The sequence below is a fragment of the Frankiales bacterium genome (assembly GCA_016125335.1).
In the GTDB taxonomy this organism is placed as follows: Bacteria; Actinomycetota; Actinomycetes; order S36-B12; family CAIYMF01; genus Longivirga.
The window spans coordinates 1-20,021 of record WGLY01000025.1 but is presented as its reverse complement, the minus strand read 5'-3'; the positions used below and the strand labels follow the sequence as shown (position 1 = coordinate 20,021).

Annotated in this window: 18 protein-coding genes; 4 read left to right on the top strand and 14 right to left on the bottom strand. The window is 74.4% G+C overall.

All coding sequences use genetic code 11. The annotated features are described in order from the left end of the window. Window positions 1–81: 81 nt before the first annotated feature. From GC157_13560 to GC157_13540, 5 genes are all read right to left on the bottom strand, one after another. On the bottom strand, window positions 82–1,728 hold the full coding sequence (locus GC157_13560; protein MBI1378492.1) for a HAMP domain-containing protein: 1,647 nt from the start codon (window positions 1,726–1,728) through the stop codon (window positions 82–84). Then, window positions 1,715–2,482 carry a response regulator gene (locus tag GC157_13555; GenBank protein ID MBI1378491.1) on the bottom strand — a complete coding sequence of 256 codons (768 nt, stop codon included), beginning with the start codon at window positions 2,480–2,482 and terminating at the stop codon, window positions 1,715–1,717. Before GC157_13555 ends, GC157_13560 begins: the two co-directional genes overlap by 14 nt. Window positions 2,483–2,618: 136 nt before the next feature. Further along, window positions 2,619–3,182 (bottom strand): FMN-binding protein, encoded by a 564-nt coding sequence (locus tag GC157_13550; protein MBI1378490.1) that lies wholly within the window; start codon window positions 3,180–3,182, stop codon window positions 2,619–2,621. Then, a complete protein-coding gene (locus GC157_13545; protein MBI1378489.1) occupies window positions 3,179–4,618 on the bottom strand; it encodes a hypothetical protein in 1,440 nt (479 codons plus the stop codon). The genes GC157_13550 and GC157_13545 overlap by 4 nt, the downstream gene beginning before the upstream one ends. 299 nt (window positions 4,619–4,917) lie before the next feature. Then, window positions 4,918–5,343, bottom strand: coding sequence for a hypothetical protein (locus GC157_13540; protein MBI1378488.1), 426 nt, complete (start codon window positions 5,341–5,343; stop codon window positions 4,918–4,920). Window positions 5,344–5,641: 298 nt separating this feature from the next. Between GC157_13540 and GC157_13535 the strand changes: the two genes are divergently transcribed. Then, window positions 5,642–6,181 (top strand): DUF3145 family protein, encoded by a 540-nt coding sequence (locus tag GC157_13535; protein MBI1378487.1) that lies wholly within the window; start codon window positions 5,642–5,644, stop codon window positions 6,179–6,181. Between the two features lie 96 nt (window positions 6,182–6,277). Here the strand turns inward: GC157_13535 and GC157_13530 are convergent, their stop codons facing one another. The 6 genes from GC157_13530 to GC157_13505 form a co-directional block, all read right to left on the bottom strand. Continuing rightward, window positions 6,278–7,708, bottom strand: a complete 1,431-nt coding sequence (locus GC157_13530; protein ID MBI1378486.1) for an acyl-CoA carboxylase subunit beta — start codon at window positions 7,706–7,708, stop codon at window positions 6,278–6,280. Beyond that, window positions 7,708–8,949 carry a beta-ketoacyl-ACP synthase II gene (gene fabF / locus GC157_13525; GenBank protein ID MBI1378485.1) on the bottom strand — a complete coding sequence of 414 codons (1,242 nt, stop codon included), beginning with the start codon at window positions 8,947–8,949 and terminating at the stop codon, window positions 7,708–7,710. The genes GC157_13530 and fabF overlap by 1 nt, the downstream gene beginning before the upstream one ends. An 80-nt stretch (window positions 8,950–9,029) precedes the next feature. After that, window positions 9,030–9,272 carry an acyl carrier protein gene (locus GC157_13520; GenBank protein ID MBI1378484.1) on the bottom strand — a complete coding sequence of 81 codons (243 nt, stop codon included), beginning with the start codon at window positions 9,270–9,272 and terminating at the stop codon, window positions 9,030–9,032. Window positions 9,273–9,355: 83 nt separating this feature from the next. Next, complete coding sequence (gene fabH / locus GC157_13515) at window positions 9,356–10,360, bottom strand: beta-ketoacyl-ACP synthase III (protein ID MBI1378483.1); 1,005 nt, start codon at window positions 10,358–10,360, stop codon at window positions 9,356–9,358. Beyond that, entirely contained in the window at window positions 10,360–11,544 is a 1,185-nt protein-coding gene (locus GC157_13510; GenBank protein ID MBI1378482.1) for an acyltransferase domain-containing protein, read from the bottom strand. The genes fabH and GC157_13510 overlap by 1 nt, the downstream gene beginning before the upstream one ends. A gap of 77 nt (window positions 11,545–11,621) precedes the next feature. Next, a complete protein-coding gene (locus GC157_13505; protein MBI1378481.1) occupies window positions 11,622–12,704 on the bottom strand; it encodes a PucR family transcriptional regulator in 1,083 nt (360 codons plus the stop codon). 183 nt (window positions 12,705–12,887) lie between these two features. Between GC157_13505 and GC157_13500 the strand changes: the two genes are divergently transcribed. Then, on the top strand, window positions 12,888–13,655 hold the full coding sequence (locus tag GC157_13500; protein ID MBI1378480.1) for a pirin family protein: 768 nt from the start codon (window positions 12,888–12,890) through the stop codon (window positions 13,653–13,655). 54 nt (window positions 13,656–13,709) lie between these two features. Here the strand turns inward: GC157_13500 and GC157_13495 are convergent, their stop codons facing one another. Then, window positions 13,710–14,417: an SDR family NAD(P)-dependent oxidoreductase gene (locus GC157_13495; protein MBI1378479.1), complete on the bottom strand. Its 708-nt coding sequence runs from the start codon at window positions 14,415–14,417 to the stop codon at window positions 13,710–13,712. Continuing rightward, complete coding sequence (aceE, locus tag GC157_13490) at window positions 14,414–17,161, bottom strand: pyruvate dehydrogenase (acetyl-transferring), homodimeric type (protein ID MBI1378478.1); 2,748 nt, start codon at window positions 17,159–17,161, stop codon at window positions 14,414–14,416. The genes GC157_13495 and aceE overlap by 4 nt, the downstream gene beginning before the upstream one ends. A 345-nt stretch (window positions 17,162–17,506) precedes the next feature. Between aceE and GC157_13485 the strand changes: the two genes are divergently transcribed. Next, entirely contained in the window at window positions 17,507–17,938 is a 432-nt protein-coding gene (locus tag GC157_13485; protein MBI1378477.1) for a DUF3052 family protein, read from the top strand. Between the two features lie 75 nt (window positions 17,939–18,013). Here GC157_13485 and GC157_13480 read toward each other — a convergent pair whose 3' ends face one another. Continuing rightward, on the bottom strand, window positions 18,014–18,958 hold the full coding sequence (locus GC157_13480) for a hypothetical protein (GenBank protein ID MBI1378476.1): 945 nt from the start codon (window positions 18,956–18,958) through the stop codon (window positions 18,014–18,016). Between the two features lie 63 nt (window positions 18,959–19,021). Between GC157_13480 and GC157_13475 the strand changes: the two genes are divergently transcribed. Next, window positions 19,022–19,480, top strand: a complete 459-nt coding sequence (locus tag GC157_13475) for a redoxin domain-containing protein (GenBank protein ID MBI1378475.1) — start codon at window positions 19,022–19,024, stop codon at window positions 19,478–19,480. Window positions 19,481–20,021: the final 541 nt, after the last annotated feature.

Sequence of the window (20,021 nt, the reverse complement as noted above, 5' to 3'; positions counted from 1 at the left end):
CGGGACCATCCTGGCGCCTGGAGGGCGTCCGACGTCGGTCGAGCGTCGACCTGGCGGACGTACGTCGCGCGGGGGCGCGACTCAGTGGTGGCTGCCCCCGACGGGGGCGGGGCCGGGCACGCGGGAGGCCGGGTCGGGCTCGGGGGCCGAGTCGAGCACGTCGCGCAGCCCGAGCACGGGCAGGTCGTCGTCGCCCGCCGACTCGTCCTCGCCCGGCGTGTCCGGCCCGGACACGGGAAGGGTGAGCCGCACCCGGGCGCCCGGCCCGTCGGTGCGGTTGCCCACCTCGACGCTGCCGCCGTGCGCCTCCACCACGGCCTTGACGATGGCCAGGCCCAGCCCGCTGCCCCCGGTGGCGCGCGACCGGCTGGCGTCGCCACGGGCGAAGCGCTCGGTGACCCGGGGCAGCAGCGAGTCCGGGAAGCCGGGGCCGTCGTCGACGACCTCGAGGTGCACGAGGTCGCCGTCCTCGAGGATCGAGGCGACCACCGACGTCCCCGCGGGCGTGTGCGCCCGCGCGTTGGCCAGCAGGTTGCCCACCGCCTGGTGCAGGCGTAGGGGGTCGCCGACGACGACCACGGGGTCCTCGGGCCCGGCGGCGGCCCACGAGTGGTCCGGGCCCGCGGTGGCCGCCTCGGCCAGCGACTCGGCCAGCAGCGCGTGCAGGTCGACGGCCTCGCGCGCGAGCGGGCGCTGCTCGTCGAGCGAGGCGAGCAGCAGCAGGTCCTCCACCAGCATGCCCATGCGGCTGCTCGCGGCCTCGATGCGCTCGGCGGCGTGCAGCGACTGGCCGGGGTCGGTGCCGGCCCCGCGGCGCATCAACTCGGCGTAGCCGCGCACCGCGGCCAGCGGGGTGCGCAGCTCGTGACCGGCGTCGGACACGAACCGGCGCAGCCGGTCCTCGGTGTCGGCCCGCGCCTGCAGCGAGGTCTCGACGTGGTCGAGCATCGCGTTCACCGCCAGGCCCACCTGCCCGACCTCCGTGGTGGGGACAGGGTCCGGCACGCGCGCCGGGATCGCCACGTCGCCGGAGTCGAGCGGCAGCCGGGCCACCTCGGCCGCGGTCTCGGTGACGTCGCGCAGCGGCCGCATCGACCGGCGGATGAACCAGGCCGCCACGAGCCCGGCCACGAGCAGCGCGAGGCCCATCGCGACGAGCTCGACGAGCAGCAGCCGGCCGGCGACCTGGTTGGCCCGCGAGGTGGGGATCGCCGCCACGGCGGTGTAGCGGTCGGTCACCTGGCCGGTGCGCAGGTCCGTGACCACGACGGGCACGGCCACCGCGCGGCTGGTGCCCAGTGCGTCGAGGCTGATCGTGACGGGCCCGACGTCCTGACCCAGCGGCACCGACGCGAGGGCGGCCGTGTCGGACGCCGAGGCCTGCTGCGCCGTGCCGCCCGCGGCGAGCAGCGGCGCCGCGGTGCCGTCGGCGTTGACCCGGTAGAGGCTCGCGCCGGCGGCGGTCCACGGCTGGAAGGCGTCGTAGAGCGACCGGCCGGGACGGCTGTCGACGTCGGGGTCCTGGGAGTTGCCGCCGCCGATGACGCTGGCCTTGCCGGCCTTGAGGCTGTCGTCCACCTGCTCGACCATCCAGCTGCGCACGCCGACGAACGTCGCGGCGGCGACCACGACGAGCGTGGCGGACATGACGGCGAGCAGGCCGAGCACGAGCCGCCGGCGCAGCGGCATCGAGGACCAGGCGGAACGGGCGCGGTCAGCCACCGGCATCCCCGGCGCGCGGGGCCCGCAGCACGTAGCCGACCCCGCGCACGGTGTGGATCAGCGGCTCGCGGTCGGCGTCGACCTTGCGGCGCAGGTAGCCGACGTACTGCTCGACGATGTTGCTGCGTCCGGCGAAGTCGTAGTGCCAGACCCGGTCGAGGATCTGCGCCTTGCTCACGACCGTGCGCGCGTTCTGCATGAGGAAGCGCAGGAGGTCGAACTCGGTGGGGGTGAGGTCGATCAGCTCGCCGGCGCGGTGCACCTCGCGGGTGAGCTCGTCGAGGGTGAGGTCGGAGACCCGCAGCACGGCGCCGCGCTCGTCGAGGCGCCCGGTGCGGCGCAGCACCGCCTGCAGGCGCGCGAGCAGCTCCTCGAGGCTGAACGGCTTGGCGATGTAGTCGTCGGCCCCGGCGCGCAGGCCGGCGATGCGGTCGCGGGTGTCGCCGCGGGCGGTGAGGAACACGGCGGGCAGGTCGGGGTGCTCGGAGCGCAGCCGCGCGAGCAGCTTCACGCCGTCGTCGCCCGGCAGCATCATGTCGAGGACGGCGATGTCCGGGCGCAGGTCGCGCGCGACGCGGACCGCCTCGTCCGCGTCGCCGGCCGTCGCGGTGCGGCAGCCGTCGAAGCGCAGCGCCGTCGACACGAGGTCGGCGAGGTCGGGCTCGTCGTCGACGACGAGCACCCGGATGGGCGCGATGCCGTCGGTGGCGCGCAGGTAGCTCTGGGGGAGGTCGGTCTCCTCGCTGCTGGTCATGCTCATGACTCCTCACCCTCCTCGGCACCCGGCCCGCGGGCCGCCGTGCCGATTCCGTGCTCCGCCCATCCTGACAGTGCCGTGGCCCTGGTGCCGCCATCCCGCGCCCCGCGTCCGGGGCCCGGGACGGCGCCGTGCGTGCTCATGCCGCGTGCCCGAGCGACACGAGGGCCGCCTTGAGCGACTGCGCGAAGCCGTACGAGGTGTAGGACGCGCCGGAGACGCCGGAGATCTGCGAGCTCTGCGCCTGCATGGCCTCGTTGACCAGCATCGGCCACGCCACCTGCGAGATGCGCGCGCTGTGGCCGTCGTTCTGGGGCAGCTGCACCGCGTCGATCCCGGTGATCTTCCCGCCGGTCAGCGTGACCTTGACCTGCACGATCCCGTAGCCCACGTCGATCGCCGCGCCCGTGGCGGAGGTGGTGCCCGAGGAGCCCGATCCGCCCGAGGAGGAGCCCGACGACCCGGACGACCCCGACGTGCCGTGGGAGGTGCCGGCGTTCGACGACCCGTTCGACGAGGCGTGCGAGGACCCGGACGACGACGGGCCGGACGAGCCGGTGGAGCCGGAGGTCGCGGTGGAGCCGGTGCCGCCCGAGCCCGCCGTGGGCAGCGCGACGGCCGACGAGCTGCCGTCCGGGTTGAGGGCGAGGACGGCGGCCACGCCCATGACGGTGCCGGTGCCCACCACCAGTGCGCGCTTCATCGGGCGACCTCCGGGGTCAGGAACGAGTACGTGTCGGGGGAGTGGAAGGAGAACGCCTCGTCGTGGATCCGGTGCGCCGGCACGGAGAGCACGTGGCCGGCCTCGCGGACGGCGTGGACCAGCTCGGTGGGCCCGCACACGTAGATGTCGGCCGAGGCGATGTCGGGCACGAGGAACAGCAGCGTGCGGGCGTTGACCGGGTAGTCGTGCCGGTTGCCCACGAGGTAGCGCACCCGCACGTTGGGGCGCTGCGTGGCGATGGCGTCGAGCTCCTTGCGCAGCACCAGGGCGTCGGCCCGCGGCGCGCGGAACAGCACGTCGACGCGCGCCGAGTCCGGCAGCTCGTCGAGCACCGAGCGGATCGGCGTGACGCCGACGCCGCCGGCCACCAGCACCACCCGGTCGTCGTGGCGCGACTCGGCGGTGAACACGCCGTACGGACCCTCGGCCACGATGCGGGTGCCCGGGCGCAGCCGGGCCAGGGACCGGCTGTGGTCGCCGAGGTCGCGCACCGTGATGCGCAGGAAGCGGTTGTCCGGGCCGGCCGAGAGCGAGTAGGGGTGCGACTGCCACCACATCTGGCGGGTGAGGAAGCGCCAGCCGAAGAACTGCCCGCCCCGGATCTGCATGCGGTCGAGGTTGCGGCCGGAGATCCACACGCTCACCGTGTCGCGCGACTCGCGGGTCACGGCGTGCACGCGCAGGTCGTGGCGGCGCGACCGGACGACCGGGCGCACCACGCGGTAGCCGATCAGCGCCGCGAAGGTCACGACGTACAGGGCGATCCAGATCCAGCGGGCCCAGCGGTGCGTCACGAACTGCTGGCCGATGGTGAGCTGGTGCATGAACGCCAGCGCGATCGCCAGGTAGAAGTACAGGTGGGTCACCCACCAGGTCTCGTAGGCCAGCATGCGGCGGGCGACCCGCCACGAGGTGAGCCCGGCCATGAGCATGAGCGCGAAGCCGGCCGCCGCGGGCAGCAGCCACGGGTACGTGGTGAGGAAGGTCCAGGTCTCCGAGAGGTAGGAGACCGCCTCGCTGGCGGCGTACCCGGCCGTCACGAACAGCACGTGCGCGACGAGGAGCACGAGCACCAGCGGACCGAGCCGCCGGTGCCAGGCGACCATCCGGTCGAGGCCGACCGAGCGCTCCAGCACCGGGACGCGGGCGATGAGCACGATCACGAGCAGCGCGCCGTACGTCGCGAGCAGGCCGCTCCAGCGGCCGATCTCCATGAGCAGCGCGCCGTCGCCCGACAGCGGGCTGCGGGTGGCCAGCTGGATGCCGACGACCAGGCCGAGGCCCAGCCCGGCCAGCCAGAGCGCGACGGTGGGGGCGCGGTCGTACGCCTTCGGGGCGGCCGGGCGGCCGGCACCGCGCGGGGCGAGGCGGCCCGCACTGGGCGCCGTGCGGCGCGCGGCGGTCCTGCTGCTCATGGTGACCACGGTGTCGGGCGAACCTGTGAGGACGATGTGGAACGGGCGATGTCCGGGTGTGAGTTCGCCGGGAGTCCACAGGGCCGTCGGCGCAGGTCAGGGCCTCGGTCCGGCCGGGTCCGGCCCGCTCCCGGGCGGGGCCGCGGGCCGGTTAGGGTCGGGACGTGATCACGCGCGTCGGCAACCGGTGGGTCGTGCTCGCCGTGTCGCTGCTGCTGCTCGGCTCGATGGTGGTCGCGGTCTTCCTCGGGATGCACTGGTACTAGCCGACGGCCGCCGGTCCGGCCGGGACCGGCCGGTCAGAAGTGGAACGGCTTGGGCGGTGCGGCGAGCGAGGCGCGCGGGCAGGTGGCCAGGTCGAGGTTGCCGAAGCCGAGCGCCTCGTCGCACAGCTTGGTGACCGTCCAGCCCAGCTCGGTGCCGCGCCGGGTGATGGTGGCCCGGTAGATGGTGATCTCGTAGCGCGTCGGCGTGCCGTACGCCACCTGGATGGTCCCGACGAGCTGGGCGGTGCCCGGCTGGCCCGGTGCGCTCCAGGGGGAGTCGTAGAGCGCCCAGCGCGAGGGGTCGGACAGCCACAGCCCGCCGTACTGCACGTCGCGCAGCGCCAGCTCGACCAGCACCGCGCGCGCGGACTCCTCCGGAACGATCGCCGCAGGTCGGATGACCTCGGTGACCACGCCCTCGTCGTACATCTCCGTCATGAAGATCTCGGAGTCGGCCATGGCGACGTGCCCTCCCCTCACGCTCTCCGGTTGCGACCGGGACAGCCCGCTCCGCGAGCCGTCGGGGGCTGTATCGGCAGCGCGACCCGCCGGTCCTGAGCGCCATGCCGGGTGAACTGCGGTGCGAGGAGCAGAATACTGCGCAGAGTGATCGATCACTCACGGTGCGTTCAGTCGCGTGGCGCGAGGTGGTGTGACGGGTGGTGCTGCCGGTACGGCCGGGGTTATCGTGAGCGCGGACGTCCCGGGTCCGGGCGAGGCCGCTGGGGAAGGCGACCCTCACCGAGGAGGACCGGCGATGTCCGACCCCACCGGCACGCGCGGCGTGCCCTCAGGCGCGCGGGAGACCCGCGGCGTCGTCTTCGTGCATTCCTGCCCGCGGGCCCTCACCGCCCACGTCGAGTGGGCCCTCGCCGACGTCCTGGGCCGGCCGGTCGCGCTCGACTGGAGCGCCCAGCCGGTGGCCGCCGGCAGCGCCCGGGCCGAGCTGTGCTGGAGCGGCCCCACGGGCACGGCGTCGCGGATCGTCTCCACGCTGCACGGCTGGGGCCGGGTGCGCTTCGAGGTCACCGAGGAGGCGACCGCCCGCACCGAGGGCGAGCGCTACTCCGTCACCCCGTCGCTCGGGGTCTTCCGCGCGGTGGTCGGCGTCCACGGCGACATCCAGGTGCCCGAGGAGCGGCTGCGCGGCGCGCTGGCCCGGGCCGCGCTGTCCGGCACGCCGCTCGAGGACGAGGTCTCCCGCCTGCTCGGCGCGCCCTGGGACGCCGAGCTCGAGCCCTTCCGCTACGCCGGCGACGGTGCGGCCGTGCGCTGGCTGCACCAGGTGGTCTCCTGACGGCGCCGCCCCGGACCCCTCCTCCCTGAGGGAGCGCGACGGCCCCTCGCCATGTGCGGCGAGGGGCCGTCGTGCGTCGTGCCTCGTGGGGGAGTGCTACAGCGGGATGTTGCCGTGGTGGCCGCGCACGTCCGGGTCGGCGGCCAGGGCGTCGGCCAGGGCGCGGGCGAGCGCGGTGCGGGTGCGGCCCGGCTCGACCACCTCGTCGACCACGCCGATCGCGACCGCCTTGTCGACCCCGCCGGCGATGCGGGTGTGCTCCTCGGCCAGCTCGGCCTCGACCTCGGCGCGCGCGTCCTCGGGGATGTCGGCGAGCTTGCGCCGGTGCAGGATGCGCACCGCGGCGACCGCGCCCATCACCGCGATCTCGGCGTCGGGCCAGGCGAACACGCGGGTGGCCCCGAGCGAGCGCGAGTTCATCGCGATGTAGGCGCCGCCGAAGGCCTTGCGGGTCACCACGGTCACCCGGGGGACCTCGGCCTCGGCGAAGGCGTGCAGCAGCTTGGCGCCGCGGCGCACCACGCCGTCCCACTCCTGGCCGACGCCGGGCAGGTAGCCGGGCACGTCGACCACGACGACGAGCGGCAGGCCGAACGCGTCGCACATGCGCACGAACCGCGACGCCTTCTCCGCGCTGGTGGCGTCGAGGCAGCCGCCGAGGCGCAGCGGGTTGTTCGCGATGACGCCGACGGCGCGGCCGCCGACGCGGCCCAGGGTGGTCACGACGTTGGGCGCCCACCGGGCGTGCAGCTCGAGCCCGGAGTCGTCGTCGAGGATCCCGGCCACGAGGGGGTGGACGTCGTAGGCTCGCTTCTTGTTCTCGGGCATGAGCGCCGCGAGGTCGATGTCGGGCACCGCGGAGAGGTCGAGGTCGCCGTGGCTGCCGAGCAGCGACGCGAGCCGCGCGCCGTCGTCGAGCGCCTCGCGCTCGCTCGCGGCGACGACGTGGACGACGCCGCTGCGCCGCCCGTGCGGCTCCGGGCCGCCGAGGCGGAGCATGTCGACGTCCTCGCCGGTGACCGAGCGCACGACGTCCGGGCCGGTGACGAAGATCCGGCCCTCCGGGCCGAGGACCACGACGTCGGTGAGCGCCGGGCCGTAGGCCGCGCCGCCCGCGGCCGGCCCCAGCACCACGGAGATCTGGGGGATCCGGCCGGAGACGCGGGTCATGATGGCGAACACCTCGCCGACCGCGTGCAGGCTCTCGACCCCCTCGCGCAGCCGGGCGCCGCCGGAGTGCCAGAGACCCACGACCGGGACGCCGTCCTCGAGCGCGCGGTGGTAGGCGGCGAGGATCGCGCGGCAGCCCTCGATGCCCATCGCGCCGCCCTGCACCGTGGGGTCGGTGCAGAACACGACCACCGGGGTGCCCAGGGCGGTCCCCGTCGCCGCGATGACCCCGGAGGAGTCGACGTCGGTGATGAGCTCCATCGTCCCGTCGTCGAGGAACGCGGGCATGCGGACGAGGGGGTGGCGCGGGTCGAGGTCCGCGACCTCGATGCCGGCGTCGGCGGCCACTGCGGTCATCACACGCTCCGGAATGCCAGGGCGACGTTGTGGCCGCCGAACCCGAACGAGTTGTTGAGCACGATCGCGTCGCCGCCTCGCAGGGTGCGCGGCTCGCGGCTCACGACGTCGAGGCCGATCTCGTCGTCGGGGTCGTCGAGGTTGACGGTGACCGGCGCGATGCGGTGGTGCAGCGCGAGGACCGCGGCGACCGACTCCACCGCCCCGGCGCCGCCGAGCAGGTGGCCGGTCATCGACTTGGTGCCGCTGACCGCGACCCCGTCGGTGGCGGAGCCGAGCACGTTGCGGATCGCAGTGGCCTCGGCGATGTCGCCCTGCGGGGTCGAGGTCGCGTGCGCGTTGACGTGGATGACGTCGCCGGGCGCGGCCCCGGCGGCCTCGATGGCCAGCCGGATGGCGCGGCTGGCGCCCTTGCCCTCCGGGTCGGGCTGCGCGATGTGGTGGCCGTCGGCGGTGAGGCCGACGCCGGCCACCTCGGCGTAGACGCGGGCGCCGCGCGCGGCGGCGTGCTCGGCGGACTCGAGCACCAGGCAGCCGGCGCCCTCGCCCATCACGAACCCGTCGCGGCCCTTGTCGTAGGGGCGGCTCGCGCGCTGCGGCTCGTCATTGCGGGTGGACAGGGCGCGCATCGCGGCGAACGCGGCGACCGTGATCGGGTGGATGCACGCCTCGGTGCCGCCGGCGACGACGACGTCGGCCCGGCCGCTGCGGATCATCTCCAGCGCGTAGCCGACCGCCTCGGCGCCCGAGGCGCACGCGCTCACCGGCGTGTGGATGCCGGCCTTCGCGCCGAGGTCGAGGCCGACCCAGGCCGCGGACCCGTTGGGCATCAGCTGGGGGACCGACATGGGCGAGACCCGGGTCCAGCCGCGCGTGTTGAGGATGTCGTAGTTGTCGAGCAGGCTCACGATGCCGCCGATGCCCGTGGCCACGACGACGCCGAGGCGCTCGGGGTCGAGCTCGGGCGCGCCGGCGTCCGCCCACGCCTCGCGCGAGGCGATGAGCGCGAGCTGCTGGCTGCGGTCGAGCTTGCGCGCCTCGGGGCGCTCGAGCACCTCGAGGGGGTCCACCGCGGCCTGGCCGGCGAAGCGGACCGGGAGCTCGGCGTACCGCTCGCTCTCCAGCATCCGGATCCCGGACCGGCCGGTGAGCAGGCCTTCCCAGGTGCTGGCGACGTCACCACCGACAGGGGTGGTGGCGCCGAGACCGGTGACGACGACGCGCGTCTGCGAGGGGGACATGCGGGCTCCTTGCACGGGGTCGAGGGAGGTGCGGGCGGCGCCCCGGTCGGGGGCGCCGGCCCGTCACGTCGTGGCCTGGGTCAGGCCGATGCCTTCTCGATGTAGGCGACGGCGTCGCCCACGGTCTTGAGGTTCTTGACCTCGCCGTCGGGGATGCTGACGCCGAACTTGTCCTCGCACGCCATGACCACCTCGACCATCGACAGCGAGTCGATGTCCAGGTCGTCGATGAAGGCCTTCTCGGGCGTGATGTCGGACACGGGGGTTCCGGCGACCTCGTTCACGATCGCGGCGAGGCCCTCGAGGATCTCGGGGTTGGACATGGGTGCGGTGTCTCCTTGCTCGTGCGTGCTGGACGGGGTCGTGCGGTCGTGCACCCGGTCGCCTGCGGCCCCGGGGGTCTGGGTCAGGGCAGCTCGACGACCTGCGCGGCGTAGGCGAGGCCCGCGCCGAAGCCGACGAGCAGGGCGAGCCCCCCGCCGGGCAGCTCGCCGGCCTCGGTGAGCCGGTCGAGCGCGAGGGGGATCGAGGCTGCCGAGGTGTTGCCGGTGGTGGCGATGTCGCGCGCCACGATGACGTGCTCGGGCATCTTCAGGTGCTTGAGCATCGCGTCGGTGATGCGCATGTTCGCCTGGTGGGGGATGAACGCGGTGAGGTCGTCGACCGTGATCCCCGCGGCGTCGAGGGCCTGCTGGCACACCTTGGACACCTCGCCGATCGCCCAGCGGAACACCTGCTGGCCGGACATCGTGAGGGCGGGGAACTGCTCGGTGGGCTCGTCGCGGTACTCGATCCACGACTGCGTCATCGTGATGGCCTCGCGCTGGTCGCCGTCGGCGCCCCACACCACCGGACCGATGCCGGGGTGGTCGGAGGGGCCGACCACGACCGCGCCGGCGCCGTCGGCGAACAGGAACGCCGAGCCGCGGTCGTCGAGGTTGAGGAAGTCCGAGAGCTTCTCGACGCCGACGACGAGGACGTGCTCGCTGGTGCCCGTGCGGACGAGGGAGTCGGCCAGGGCGAGGGCGTAGCAGAAGCCGGCGCACGCGGCGGCGACGTCGAGCGCGGGCGCCCCGGTGGCGCCGAGCCGGGCACCGAGCTCGGCCGCCGCGGACGGGGTCTGGTAGGGGTGCGACACGGTCGCGACGAGCACCATGTCGATCTGCTCGGGGGCGAGGCCGGCGCCCGCGAGCGCCTTGCCCGAGGCGGCGAGCGCCATGTCGACCACGGACTCGTCCGGCGCGGCCCAGCGGCGCTCGACGATCCCCGAGCGCTCGCGGATCCACTGGTCCGAGGAGTCGATGCGCGGGGCGATCTCGTCGTTGGTGACCACGCGGGCCGGCCGGTAGGAGCCGACCGAGAGGATCCGGCTGCCTGCGCGGGGCGCGGGCATGGCGAGCGTGTGCGTCATCAGTGGACCGCCTCGGGGTGGAGTCGCACGATCGGCTGGCCGGGGGCGACGGGGTCGCCGTCCTCGACGAGCCACTCGACGACCGTACCCCCGTGGGCGGCGACGATCGGCTGCTCGTCGCGCAGGTTGACCACCGAGCCGACCGCGGTGCCGGCGACGAGGGCGTCGCCCACCTCGCTGCTCACCGAGAGGCGGAAAGTGCCCTTGGCGGGGGACACGAGCAGCCGCCACGTGGGGGAGTCGGACATGTGCGTCTGCGTGGCGTGGCGCTCGATGAGGTCCCACGCGGCGGGCAGGTCGTCCGGCGTGCTCAGCGAGACGGTCTCGACGCCGGGCAGCGCGCGCTTGGCCAGGCCCGTCAGCGTGCCGGCGGGCGGCAGCTCGAGCAGGGCGGTCACGCCCATCTCGGCCATGGTCTGCATGCAGAGGTCCCAGCGCACCGGGTTGCTCACCTGGGTGACCAGCCGGGCGAGCACCTCGCGGCCGCTGTGCACCACGGTGCCGTCGGCGTTGCTGATCACGGGCAGCCGGGCGCTGTGGACGTAGATCGAGCGCGCGTGCTGGGCCAGCACCCTGACGGCCGGTGCCATGTGCGCGGTGTGGAACGCGCCGGCCACCTGCAGCGGCCGCAGCCGCGCCTTCTCGGGCGGGTCGGCCGCGAACGCGGCCAGCTGCTCGAGGGTGCCCGCGACCACGACCTGCCCGGCGCCGTTGCGGTTGGCCGGGGTGAGGCCGTGCGCCTCGGCCTTGGCCACGACCTCGTCCGGGTCGCCGCCGAGCACCGCGGTCATGCCGGTGGGGGTCACCGCGGAGGCCGCGGCCATCGCCCGGCCCCGCTCGCGCACGAACACCATCGCCTGCTCGGCGGTGATGACGCCGGCGCCCACGGCCGCGGTGATCTCGCCCACGCTGTGGCCCGAGCCGGCCGCGATCTTGGCGTACGCGTCCGAGGGGTGGGGGAACAGGCTCAGCAGCGAGACGAGCCCGGCGCCCACGAGGAGGGGCTGCGCCACCGCGGTGTCGCGGATGGTGTCGGCGTCGCTCTGCGTGCCGTGGCCGACGAGGTCGACGCCGGCGACGGTGGACAGCCAGCGCAGGCGGTCCTCGAAGCCGGGCACCTCCAGCCACGGGGTGAGGAAGCCGGGGGTCTGGGAGCCCTGACCGGGCGCGACGACGACGAGCACGGGTCCAGCGTGTCGAACGGGCCGCCGACCTGCGCCTTCGACCTGTCCAACGTCGGCGGCCGAAGTTTGGAGGTTTCCTACAACGCCGGGTCGGCAGCGAGGCGGCCGTAGGCCAGGGCCAGCCGCAGGCTCCAGGCGTCGCGCGGCAGCGTGGGCGTGAGCCCGGTGACGTCGGCCACGCGGCGCAGGCGGTAGCGCACGGTGTTGGGGTGCACGAACAGCTCGCGCGCCGCCCCCTCGAGCGAGCCCGAGCGCTCGAGGTAGGCCGACACGGTGTCGACCAGCGCCGGGTCCTCCTCGAGCAGCCGCGCGTAGACCTCGTCGACCAGCCGGGCCACGGCCTCGGGGTCGCCGGCCAGGGCGCGCTCGGGCAGCAGGTCGGACGCCGCGACCGGGCGGGGCGCGTCCGGCCAGCCGGCCGCCGCCCGGAAGCCCGCCACGCTCTCGCGCGAGCTGCGCGAGGCCTGCGCGAGGCCGGGCACGAGGGGGCCGACCACGACCGGACCCGGCGCGAACTGGCTCACCACCGCGCGGGCGGCCCGCTCGGCGTCCACCGCCTTGCCCAGCACCACGACCAGCCGCTGGCCCTGCACGCCGGTGAGCGCGTCGAGGCGGTGGTGGCGGGCGGCGCGCTTGACCGCCTCGGCGATGGTCTCGGGGTCGCCGGCAGGAGCGTTCCCGGTGACGACGCAGACGCCGGAGACGGCACCCCAGCCCAGCGCGGTGCCGCGGGAGACGACGTCGTCGTCGAGGTCGTCGCGCAGCAGGGAGTCGAGCACGAGGGACTCCAGCCGGGCGTCCCACGCGCCGCGCGCCTCGGCGGCCCGGGCGTAGACCTCGGCCGCGGCGAACGCGATCTCGCGGGAGTAGAGCAGCAGGCCCTCGCGCAGCCAGGCGCTGTCGTCCGGCCCGGCGAGCTCGTCGACGTGCTCCTCGGCCACCTTGATCGTGGTGCGCACCAGCTCGACGGTCTGCTGGAGGGAGACCGCGCGCACGAGCTCGCGCGGCGCCGTGCCGAACACGTCCGCGGTGATCGCCTGGGAGCCCTCCGGCTCGCGGAACCACTGCACGAAGGCCGCGATGCCGGCCTGGGCGACGAGGTTGACCCACGACCGGTCCGCCGCGGACATCGCGGCGTACCACGGCAGCTCGGACTCCATCCGGGCCGAGGCGGCCGTGGCCAGCCGCCCGGTGGCCCGCTCGAGCCGGCGCACGGTCGCCGCTCGCTGCCGGGGGGTCACGTGCGGCAGCCTAGGGCGCTGTCGGGTTCCTGGCCCCGTCGCGTTGGTGGAATGCGACAACCCCCGCTCTGGTTGAATGGGCAACTACTTCGGAAGGACGTCATGGACACCTCCCTGGCCCCGACCGTGGACGTGCGCCGCGCCACGGACCGGTTCTCGACCGACGCGGGCTGGCTGGAGAGCAGCCACTGCTTCTCCTTCGGCCGCCACTACGACCCGGCCAACACCCACTTCGGCATGCTCCTGGTCTCCAACGACGACGTCGTCGCCCCCGGCACCGGCTTCGAGACGCACCCGCACCGCGACATGGAGATCGTCACCTGGGTGCTGGGCGGGGCGCTGGTGCACCAGGACTCCGAGGGCCACTCGGGCGTCATCCACCCCGGCCTCGCCCAGCGCATGTCCGCGGGCACCGGGATCCTGCACTCGGAGAAGAACGACTCCTGGCGCATCACCGGGGGTCCTGAGCACGCCGAGCCCGTGCACTTCGTCCAGATGTGGGTCGTGCCCGACACCGCGGGCATCGACCCGGGCTACGAGCAGCTCGACATCACCGCCGAGCTCGAGCGCGGCGGGCTGGTGACCGTGGCCTCCGGCCTCGCGCGCCACGCCGACGACACGGCGATCCGGATCCGCAACGCGCACGCCGGGCTGCTCGCGGCCCGGCTCGCGGACGCCGAGACGGTGACGCTGCCCACCGCCCCGTTCGTGCACCTCTACGTGGCCCGCGGAGCCGTCGAGCTCGAGGGCACGGGCCTGCTCGGCACGGGCGACGCCGCGCGCGTCACCGCGTCGGACGGACGCCGGGTGAGCGCCGTCGGCGGCCCGGCCGAGGTGCTGGTGTGGGAGATGCACGCCCGGCTCGGCTGACGGCCGGCCCGGTCTGCACGGCTCGTGGAGCGGGCGGGGCCATCGCCCCGCCCGTCACCAGGCCAGCGGCTCGCCGTCGCGGAAGAACCCGCCCCGAGGGCCGCCCGCGGGCAGCGTGGCCGCCCACACGATCCCCTCGACGCCCTGCTCCACCGTGCGCGGCGCGGCCGGCCCGCCCATGTCCGTGGCGACCCAGCCGGGGCACACCGCGTTGACGAGCACGTCGACGTCGCTGGGCACCTCGGCCGCGACGGTGACCGTGAGCGCGTTGAGCGCGGCCTTGCTCACGCCGTAGGCGCCGAGCGTCGGGCCGCCGGCGAAGGAGCCCGCCTCGCTGGACACGTTCACCACGCGGCCGTGCCCGCGCTCCACCATGGCGGGCACGAACGCCCGCATGAGCAGCCACGGCCCGTACAGGTTCGTGGCCATCTGGAGCGAGAGGTCGGCCTCGTCGACGGCCAGGGGGCCGTCGGGCAGGCAGACCCCGGCGTTGTTGACCAGCACCGAGACCTCGAGGCCCTCGCTCTCGACGTCCTCGACGAGCCGCTCGATGCTGGCCGGGTCGGCGGCGTCGAGGACGACGGCCCCCGCGCCGATCTCGGCCGCGGTGGCCGCCACGAGCTCGGCGTCGCGACCGGCCACGAGCACCTGGTAGCCCAGGCCGAGCAGCCGCTCGGCGACCGCGCGACCCAGGCCGCGCGTGGCACCGGTGACGAGCGCGGTGCGCCCGCCGCCGGGACCGTCCCCCGTGGCGGGGCTCACCCGCTGCCCTCCGTGCTGCCGGCGTCGGCGGCCGCGGGATCGGTGAGGCGGTAGCGCTCGATCGCCTCGGCCACCTGCTCGCGCCGCAGCTCGCCGCGGTCGGCCAGGCTGGCCAGGGTGCGCACCGTGATGCTCTCGGCGTCGACCAGGAAGTGGCGCCGCAGCGCCCCGCGGGTGTCGGACATGCCCCAGCCGTCGGTGCCGAGGGTGGCGTAGTCGCCGGGCACCCACGGCCGCACGGTGTCCTGGAGCTCGCGCATGTAGTCCGAGACGCCGACGAACGGGCCGGGGCGGCCGGCCAGCTTCTGGGCGAGGTACGCCGTGCGCGGCTCGCCCGTGGGCTCGAGCAGGTTGTGCCGGTCCGCGGCCAGGCCGTCGCGGCGCAGCTCGGTCCACGACGTCACCGACCACACGTCCGCGTGCACGCCCCAGTCGGCCAGGAGCAGCTCCTGGGCGCGCAGGGCCCACGGCACCGCGACGCCGGAGGCCAGGATCTGCGCCCGCGGCCCGTCGCCGTCGGTCGCGGGGGACAGCAGGTAGAGGCCGCGCAGGATCCCCTCGACGTCGACGCCCTCGGGCTCCGCGGGCTGCGGGTAGGGCTCGTTGTACATCGTGAGGTAGTAGAAGACGTTCTCGCCCTGGCCGTCCGGCCCCTCGCCGTACATCCGGCGCAGGCCGTCCTTGACGATGTGCCCGAGCTCGTAGCCGTACGCCGCGTCGTACGCGACGACCGCGGGGTTGGTGAGGGCGAGGACGTGCGAGTGCCCGTCCTCGTGCTGGAGGCCCTCGCCGTTGAGGGTGGTGCGACCGGCCGTGGCGCCGAGGACGAACCCGCGCGCCATCTGGTCCATCGCCGCCCAGAAGGCGTCGCCCGTGCGCTGGAAGCCGAACATCGAGTAGAAGATGTAGATCGGGATCATCGGCTCGCCGTGCGTGGCGTAGGACGTCCCGACGGCGGTGAACGACGCGACCGACCCGGCCTCGTTGATGCCCTCGTGCAGGATCTGGCCGGTGGTCGCCTCCTTGTAGGCCAGCACCAGGTCGCGGTCGACCGAGGTGTAGGTCTGGCCGTGCGGCGAGTAGATCTTCGACGTCGGGAACATCGAGTCCATCCCGAACGTGCGCGCCTCGTCCGGGATGATCGGCACGAACCGCCGGCCGATCTCGGGGTCGCGCATGAGGTCCTTGAGCAGCCGGACGAAGGCCATCGTCGTGGCCACCGCCTGCTTGCCCGATCCGCGGCGCACGGCGTCGTACGACGAGTCCGGCGGCTGCGGCAGCGGCTTGGCCACCGTGCGGCGCTGGGGGATCGGGCCGCCGAGCGCGCGGCGCCGCTCGAGCATGTACTGGATGTGCTCGTGGTCCATGCCCGGGTGGTAGTAGGGCGGCAGCTTGGCGTCGAGCTCGTCGTCGCTGATCGGGATCTGCAGGGTGTCGCGGAAGGCCTTGAGGTCGTCGAGGGTGAGCTTCTTCATCTGGTGCGTGGCGTTGCGGCCCTCGAAGTGGCTGCCCAGGGTCCAGCCCTTGATGGTCTTCGCGAGGATCACGGTGGGCTGGCCGGTGTGCTCGGTCGCGGCCGAGTAGGCGGCGTAGAGCTTGCGGTAGTCGTGGCCGCCGCGGCGCAGCGACCACACCTCCTCGTCGGTCCAGTCCTCGACCATCTTGCGCGTGCGCGGGTCGCGGCCGAAGAAGTGCTCGCGGACGTAGGCGCCGCTCTCGGCCTTGTAGGTCTGGAAGTCGCCGTCGGGCGTGCGGTTCATGAGGTTGACGAGCGCGCCGTCGGAGTCCTGCGCGAGCAGCTCGTCCCAGCGGCGACCCCAGATCACCTTGATGACGTTCCACCCGGCCCCGCGGAAGAACGACTCGAGCTCCTGGATGATCTTGCCGTTGCCGCGGACCGGCCCGTCGAGCCGCTGCAGGTTGCAGTTGACGACGAACGTGAGGTTGTCGAGCTCCTCCTGGGCGGCGAGTTGGAGCGCTCCGCGGCTCTCGACCTCGTCCATCTCGCCGTCGCCGAGGAAGGCCCACACGTGCTGGTCGCTGGTGTCCTTGATGCCGCGGTCGCGCAGGTAGCGGTTGAACCGCGCCTGGTAGATCGCGTTGATGGGGCCGAGGCCCATGGACACGGTGGGGAACTCCCAGAACTCCGGCATGAGCCGAGGGTGCGGGTAGGACGACAGGCCGCCGCCGGGGTGCGAGAGCTCCTGGCGGAAGCCGTCCATCTGGGTCTCGCTGAGCCGGCCCTCGAGGAAGGCGCGGGCGTACATGCCGGGCGAGCCGTGGCCCTGGAAGAAGATCTGGTCGCCGCCGCCGGGGTGGTCCTTGCCGCGGAAGAAGTGGTTGTAGCCGACCTCGTAGAGCGAGGCGGTGGAGGCGTAGGTGGAGATGTGGCCGCCGACGCCGACGCCGGGGCGCTGCGCCCGGTGGACCATGATCGCGGCGTTCCAGCGGGCGTACTGCCGGATGCGGTGCTCGATCTCCTCGTCGCCGGGGAACCACGGCTCGCGCTCGGGCGGGATCGTGTTGATGTAGTCCGTGCTGCGCAGGCTCGGGACGCCGACGTTCTGCTCGGCCGCGCGGCGCAGCAGCGAGAGCATGATGTAGCGGGCCCGGTAGGGCCCGGCGTTGGCCACCAGCGCGTCGAACGAGTCGATCCACTCGCCCGTCTCGTCGGGGTCGACGTCGACGTACTGCGTCGGGAGCCCGCCGGCGATCAGCGGCTCGCGGTCTCGTCCTGGTGCCATCGGGTGGATCCCACTCCTCGGTCGTTCCGGTCCTGCGCACCTGGGCCGGGTCGCGGCGCGGTACGGCGTCCATCCTGCCGGTTACCCGCGGGTTGCGTCGTACCGGTGTCTCACCATGCGTCCGGTGGGTGCACCCGCGAGGGGGCGGACGGGTGTCGGGGACCCGGCGTCTCGGCGCGACGCGCCGCGCGAGCAGGCCCTGATGCTTGCGTCCGGTGCTGCGGGTCGGCTGGACTACGCCCATCCCCCGACGGGGGAGCGGGCAGGTCCGGCGCTCCCGGACCGCAGGCGAGCCCGGGATGCCGGCGCACCGCCGGCCGCCCGGAGGACGGGACGGAGGACGTCGTGACCGCGACCGCGGACCCCGCGGACGCCCGGCGCGCCCTGGCGGCGAAGCTGGGCATCACCGCTGGTGCGGTGGTCCAGGAGCTGGGCTACGACGACGACGTCGACCACGACGTCCGGGCCGGCGTCGCGCTGGTGTCCGGCCAGGAGCTCGTCGACGAGGACTACGACGACGTCGTGGACGTCGTGCTGCTCTGGTGGCGCGACGAGGACGGCGACCTGGTCGACACGCTCGTCGACGCCATCGCGATCCTCGCCGACCAGGGCGTCGTGTGGCTGTTCACGCCCAAGCCCGGGCGCGACGGCCACGTCGAGTCGGCCGAGATCTCCGACGCCGCCCCCACCGCCGGCCTTCAGGCCACGAGCACCATCTCGGCGTCGCGCGAGTGGCAGGGCACCCGCCTCGTCGCGCCGCGCGCCTCGCGTCGCTGAGCAACGCCGTGCGAGCCGCCGTCGTCGTGGCGCCGTATCACCGCTGCTGACCGCTGGGCGCGCCGCCGGCCGGCGTCAGCCGTCGCGACGGCCGAAGGGCAGCAGCCGCCACACCGCGCCGGCCGCCTGCGTCGCCCGGATCGCCGCCACCAGCGCCGTGCGGCCCGGGATGCCCGGCACCTGCTCCACCACGGGGGCGAGCCGCAGCAGTCCCGGCACGTCGTGCACGGTGAGGTCGCGGCGCGCCAGGGCCGTGGGGACGTCGGCGCGCCCCGCCGCGACGTCGAGCAGCACGCGCGACGACGCGAGCACCGCGGGGCCCCAGGTGCCGTCGGGCCCCGGCGCAGCGTGGCCGACGACCTCGGTGGTCCACGCCCCGTCGCGCGCGGCGGTGCGCACCGAGAACGAGGGCGTGACGGCGGTCAGGCCGGCGGAGAGGCCCTGGCGAGCCGCGAGCGCGCCCACGGTGTCGGCCAGGCCCACCACCCCGTTCTCGAGCAGCTCGTCCGGCGCCGTGGCGCCGGCGGTCTCGAGGTCGAGCGCGGAGGTCGCGAGCGGGTAGGTCGCGGCGTGCAGGAAGGTCACCAGCGGCAGGGTGCCCAGCATCGAGGCCACCGGTGCCTCGAGCAGCCCGTCCGGGTCCGGTCCGGCGAGGAACCCGGACAGCTCGCGGCCCTGCCGCCGCACGGCCGCGCGCACCGCGTCGTCGGGCTCGTGGCGGTGCGCGGCACGCACGGCGTCGACCAGCGCGCCCTGGTCATGCACGCCGCCGGTGCCGCGGCGGGCGTCGTCGAGCAGGTCGGCGAGCGGGCGGTTGTCGGGCCACGCGCCGAGCGGCACGACGACGTCCCGAGCCGTGAGCCCGCGCGCACGGGTGGGTGCGTCGAGGTCGAGGGTGTCGACCAGCGCGGCGAACAGCTCCCACGACCGGGCCACCGCGCGGACGAGCCGGCCGCGGTCGGTGCTGGCCAGACCGTGCGGGCCCGGTCCCCGGTCGTGGGCGGGCGGGGGCTGTGTCACGATCGCATCCTGCCGTGGGCGCGTCCGCCCCACCGCATCCCCCGTCACGAGAGGACGTCGCGCATGTCGGTCGAGGTCGGCCAGGAGGCCCCGGACTTCGAGCTCCGCAACCAGTTCGGCACCCCGGTCCGTCTCTCGTCCTTCCGGGGCGAGAAGAACGTCGTGCTGGTCTTCTTCCCGAAGGCCTTCACCGCGACCTGCACCAGCGAGCTGTGCGCGATCCGCGACGAGAACACCGTCTTCGAGAACGACGACACCGTGGTGCTCGGCATCTCCTGCGACACCGACGCGACCCTCAAGGTGTTCGCCGAGACGGAGAAGTACGAGTTCGACCTGCTCAGCGACTTCTGGCCGCACGGCGAGGTGGCCACTGCGTACGGCGTGTTCCTCGAGGCGCGCGGCTTCGCGACGCGTGGCACGTTCATCGTCGACAAGCAGGGCGTGCTGCGCTGGTCGGTCGTGAACAGCCCGGCCGACGCCCGGCGCACCGAGGACTACCGCGAGGCCCTCGCCGCGCTCTGAGCCCGACCGCTCGTCGGCCCCCGCAGCCTTCCGGATCCCCGGTCTGTGTGGGTCGGTGCGAGCTGGTGCGACCGCGCGCCCGGGCGGCGTCAACCTGGTGCCGCCCGCTGCGCGGGCGGTCGTCGACGTCGTGGGTCGTTCCCGGCGGGTACGACTGCACGGCCGTCGACGGCTCGGCCTCGGGCGCAGCGGGCCGGTTGGCTAAGACCGCGCTCACGATGCCGGGCGGAGCCCCGCGCCCTCCCCGAACGCCGGACGCCGGCGCCCGCAGCGAGCCGGTGCGGCCGGAGCGTGGTGGGGGCTGTCGACGCCCTCCGCCGTCCACAGCCTGTGGACGGCAGATCGGTGAAATCCCTTGGGATTACTGGGGATTGGGGTTGTGCCTGTCGGTGGTCTCCGATAGCATTCCTACATTCGTTCGAACCCCAGCCGGACCTGTGGGAGGTGCCCGATGACCGTCCTCGACGACCGGGACACCACGGGTCCTGCGGGTTCGCACTGGGAGATCTACCTGGAGCTGGGGAAGGCGGCGGTCGGTCCG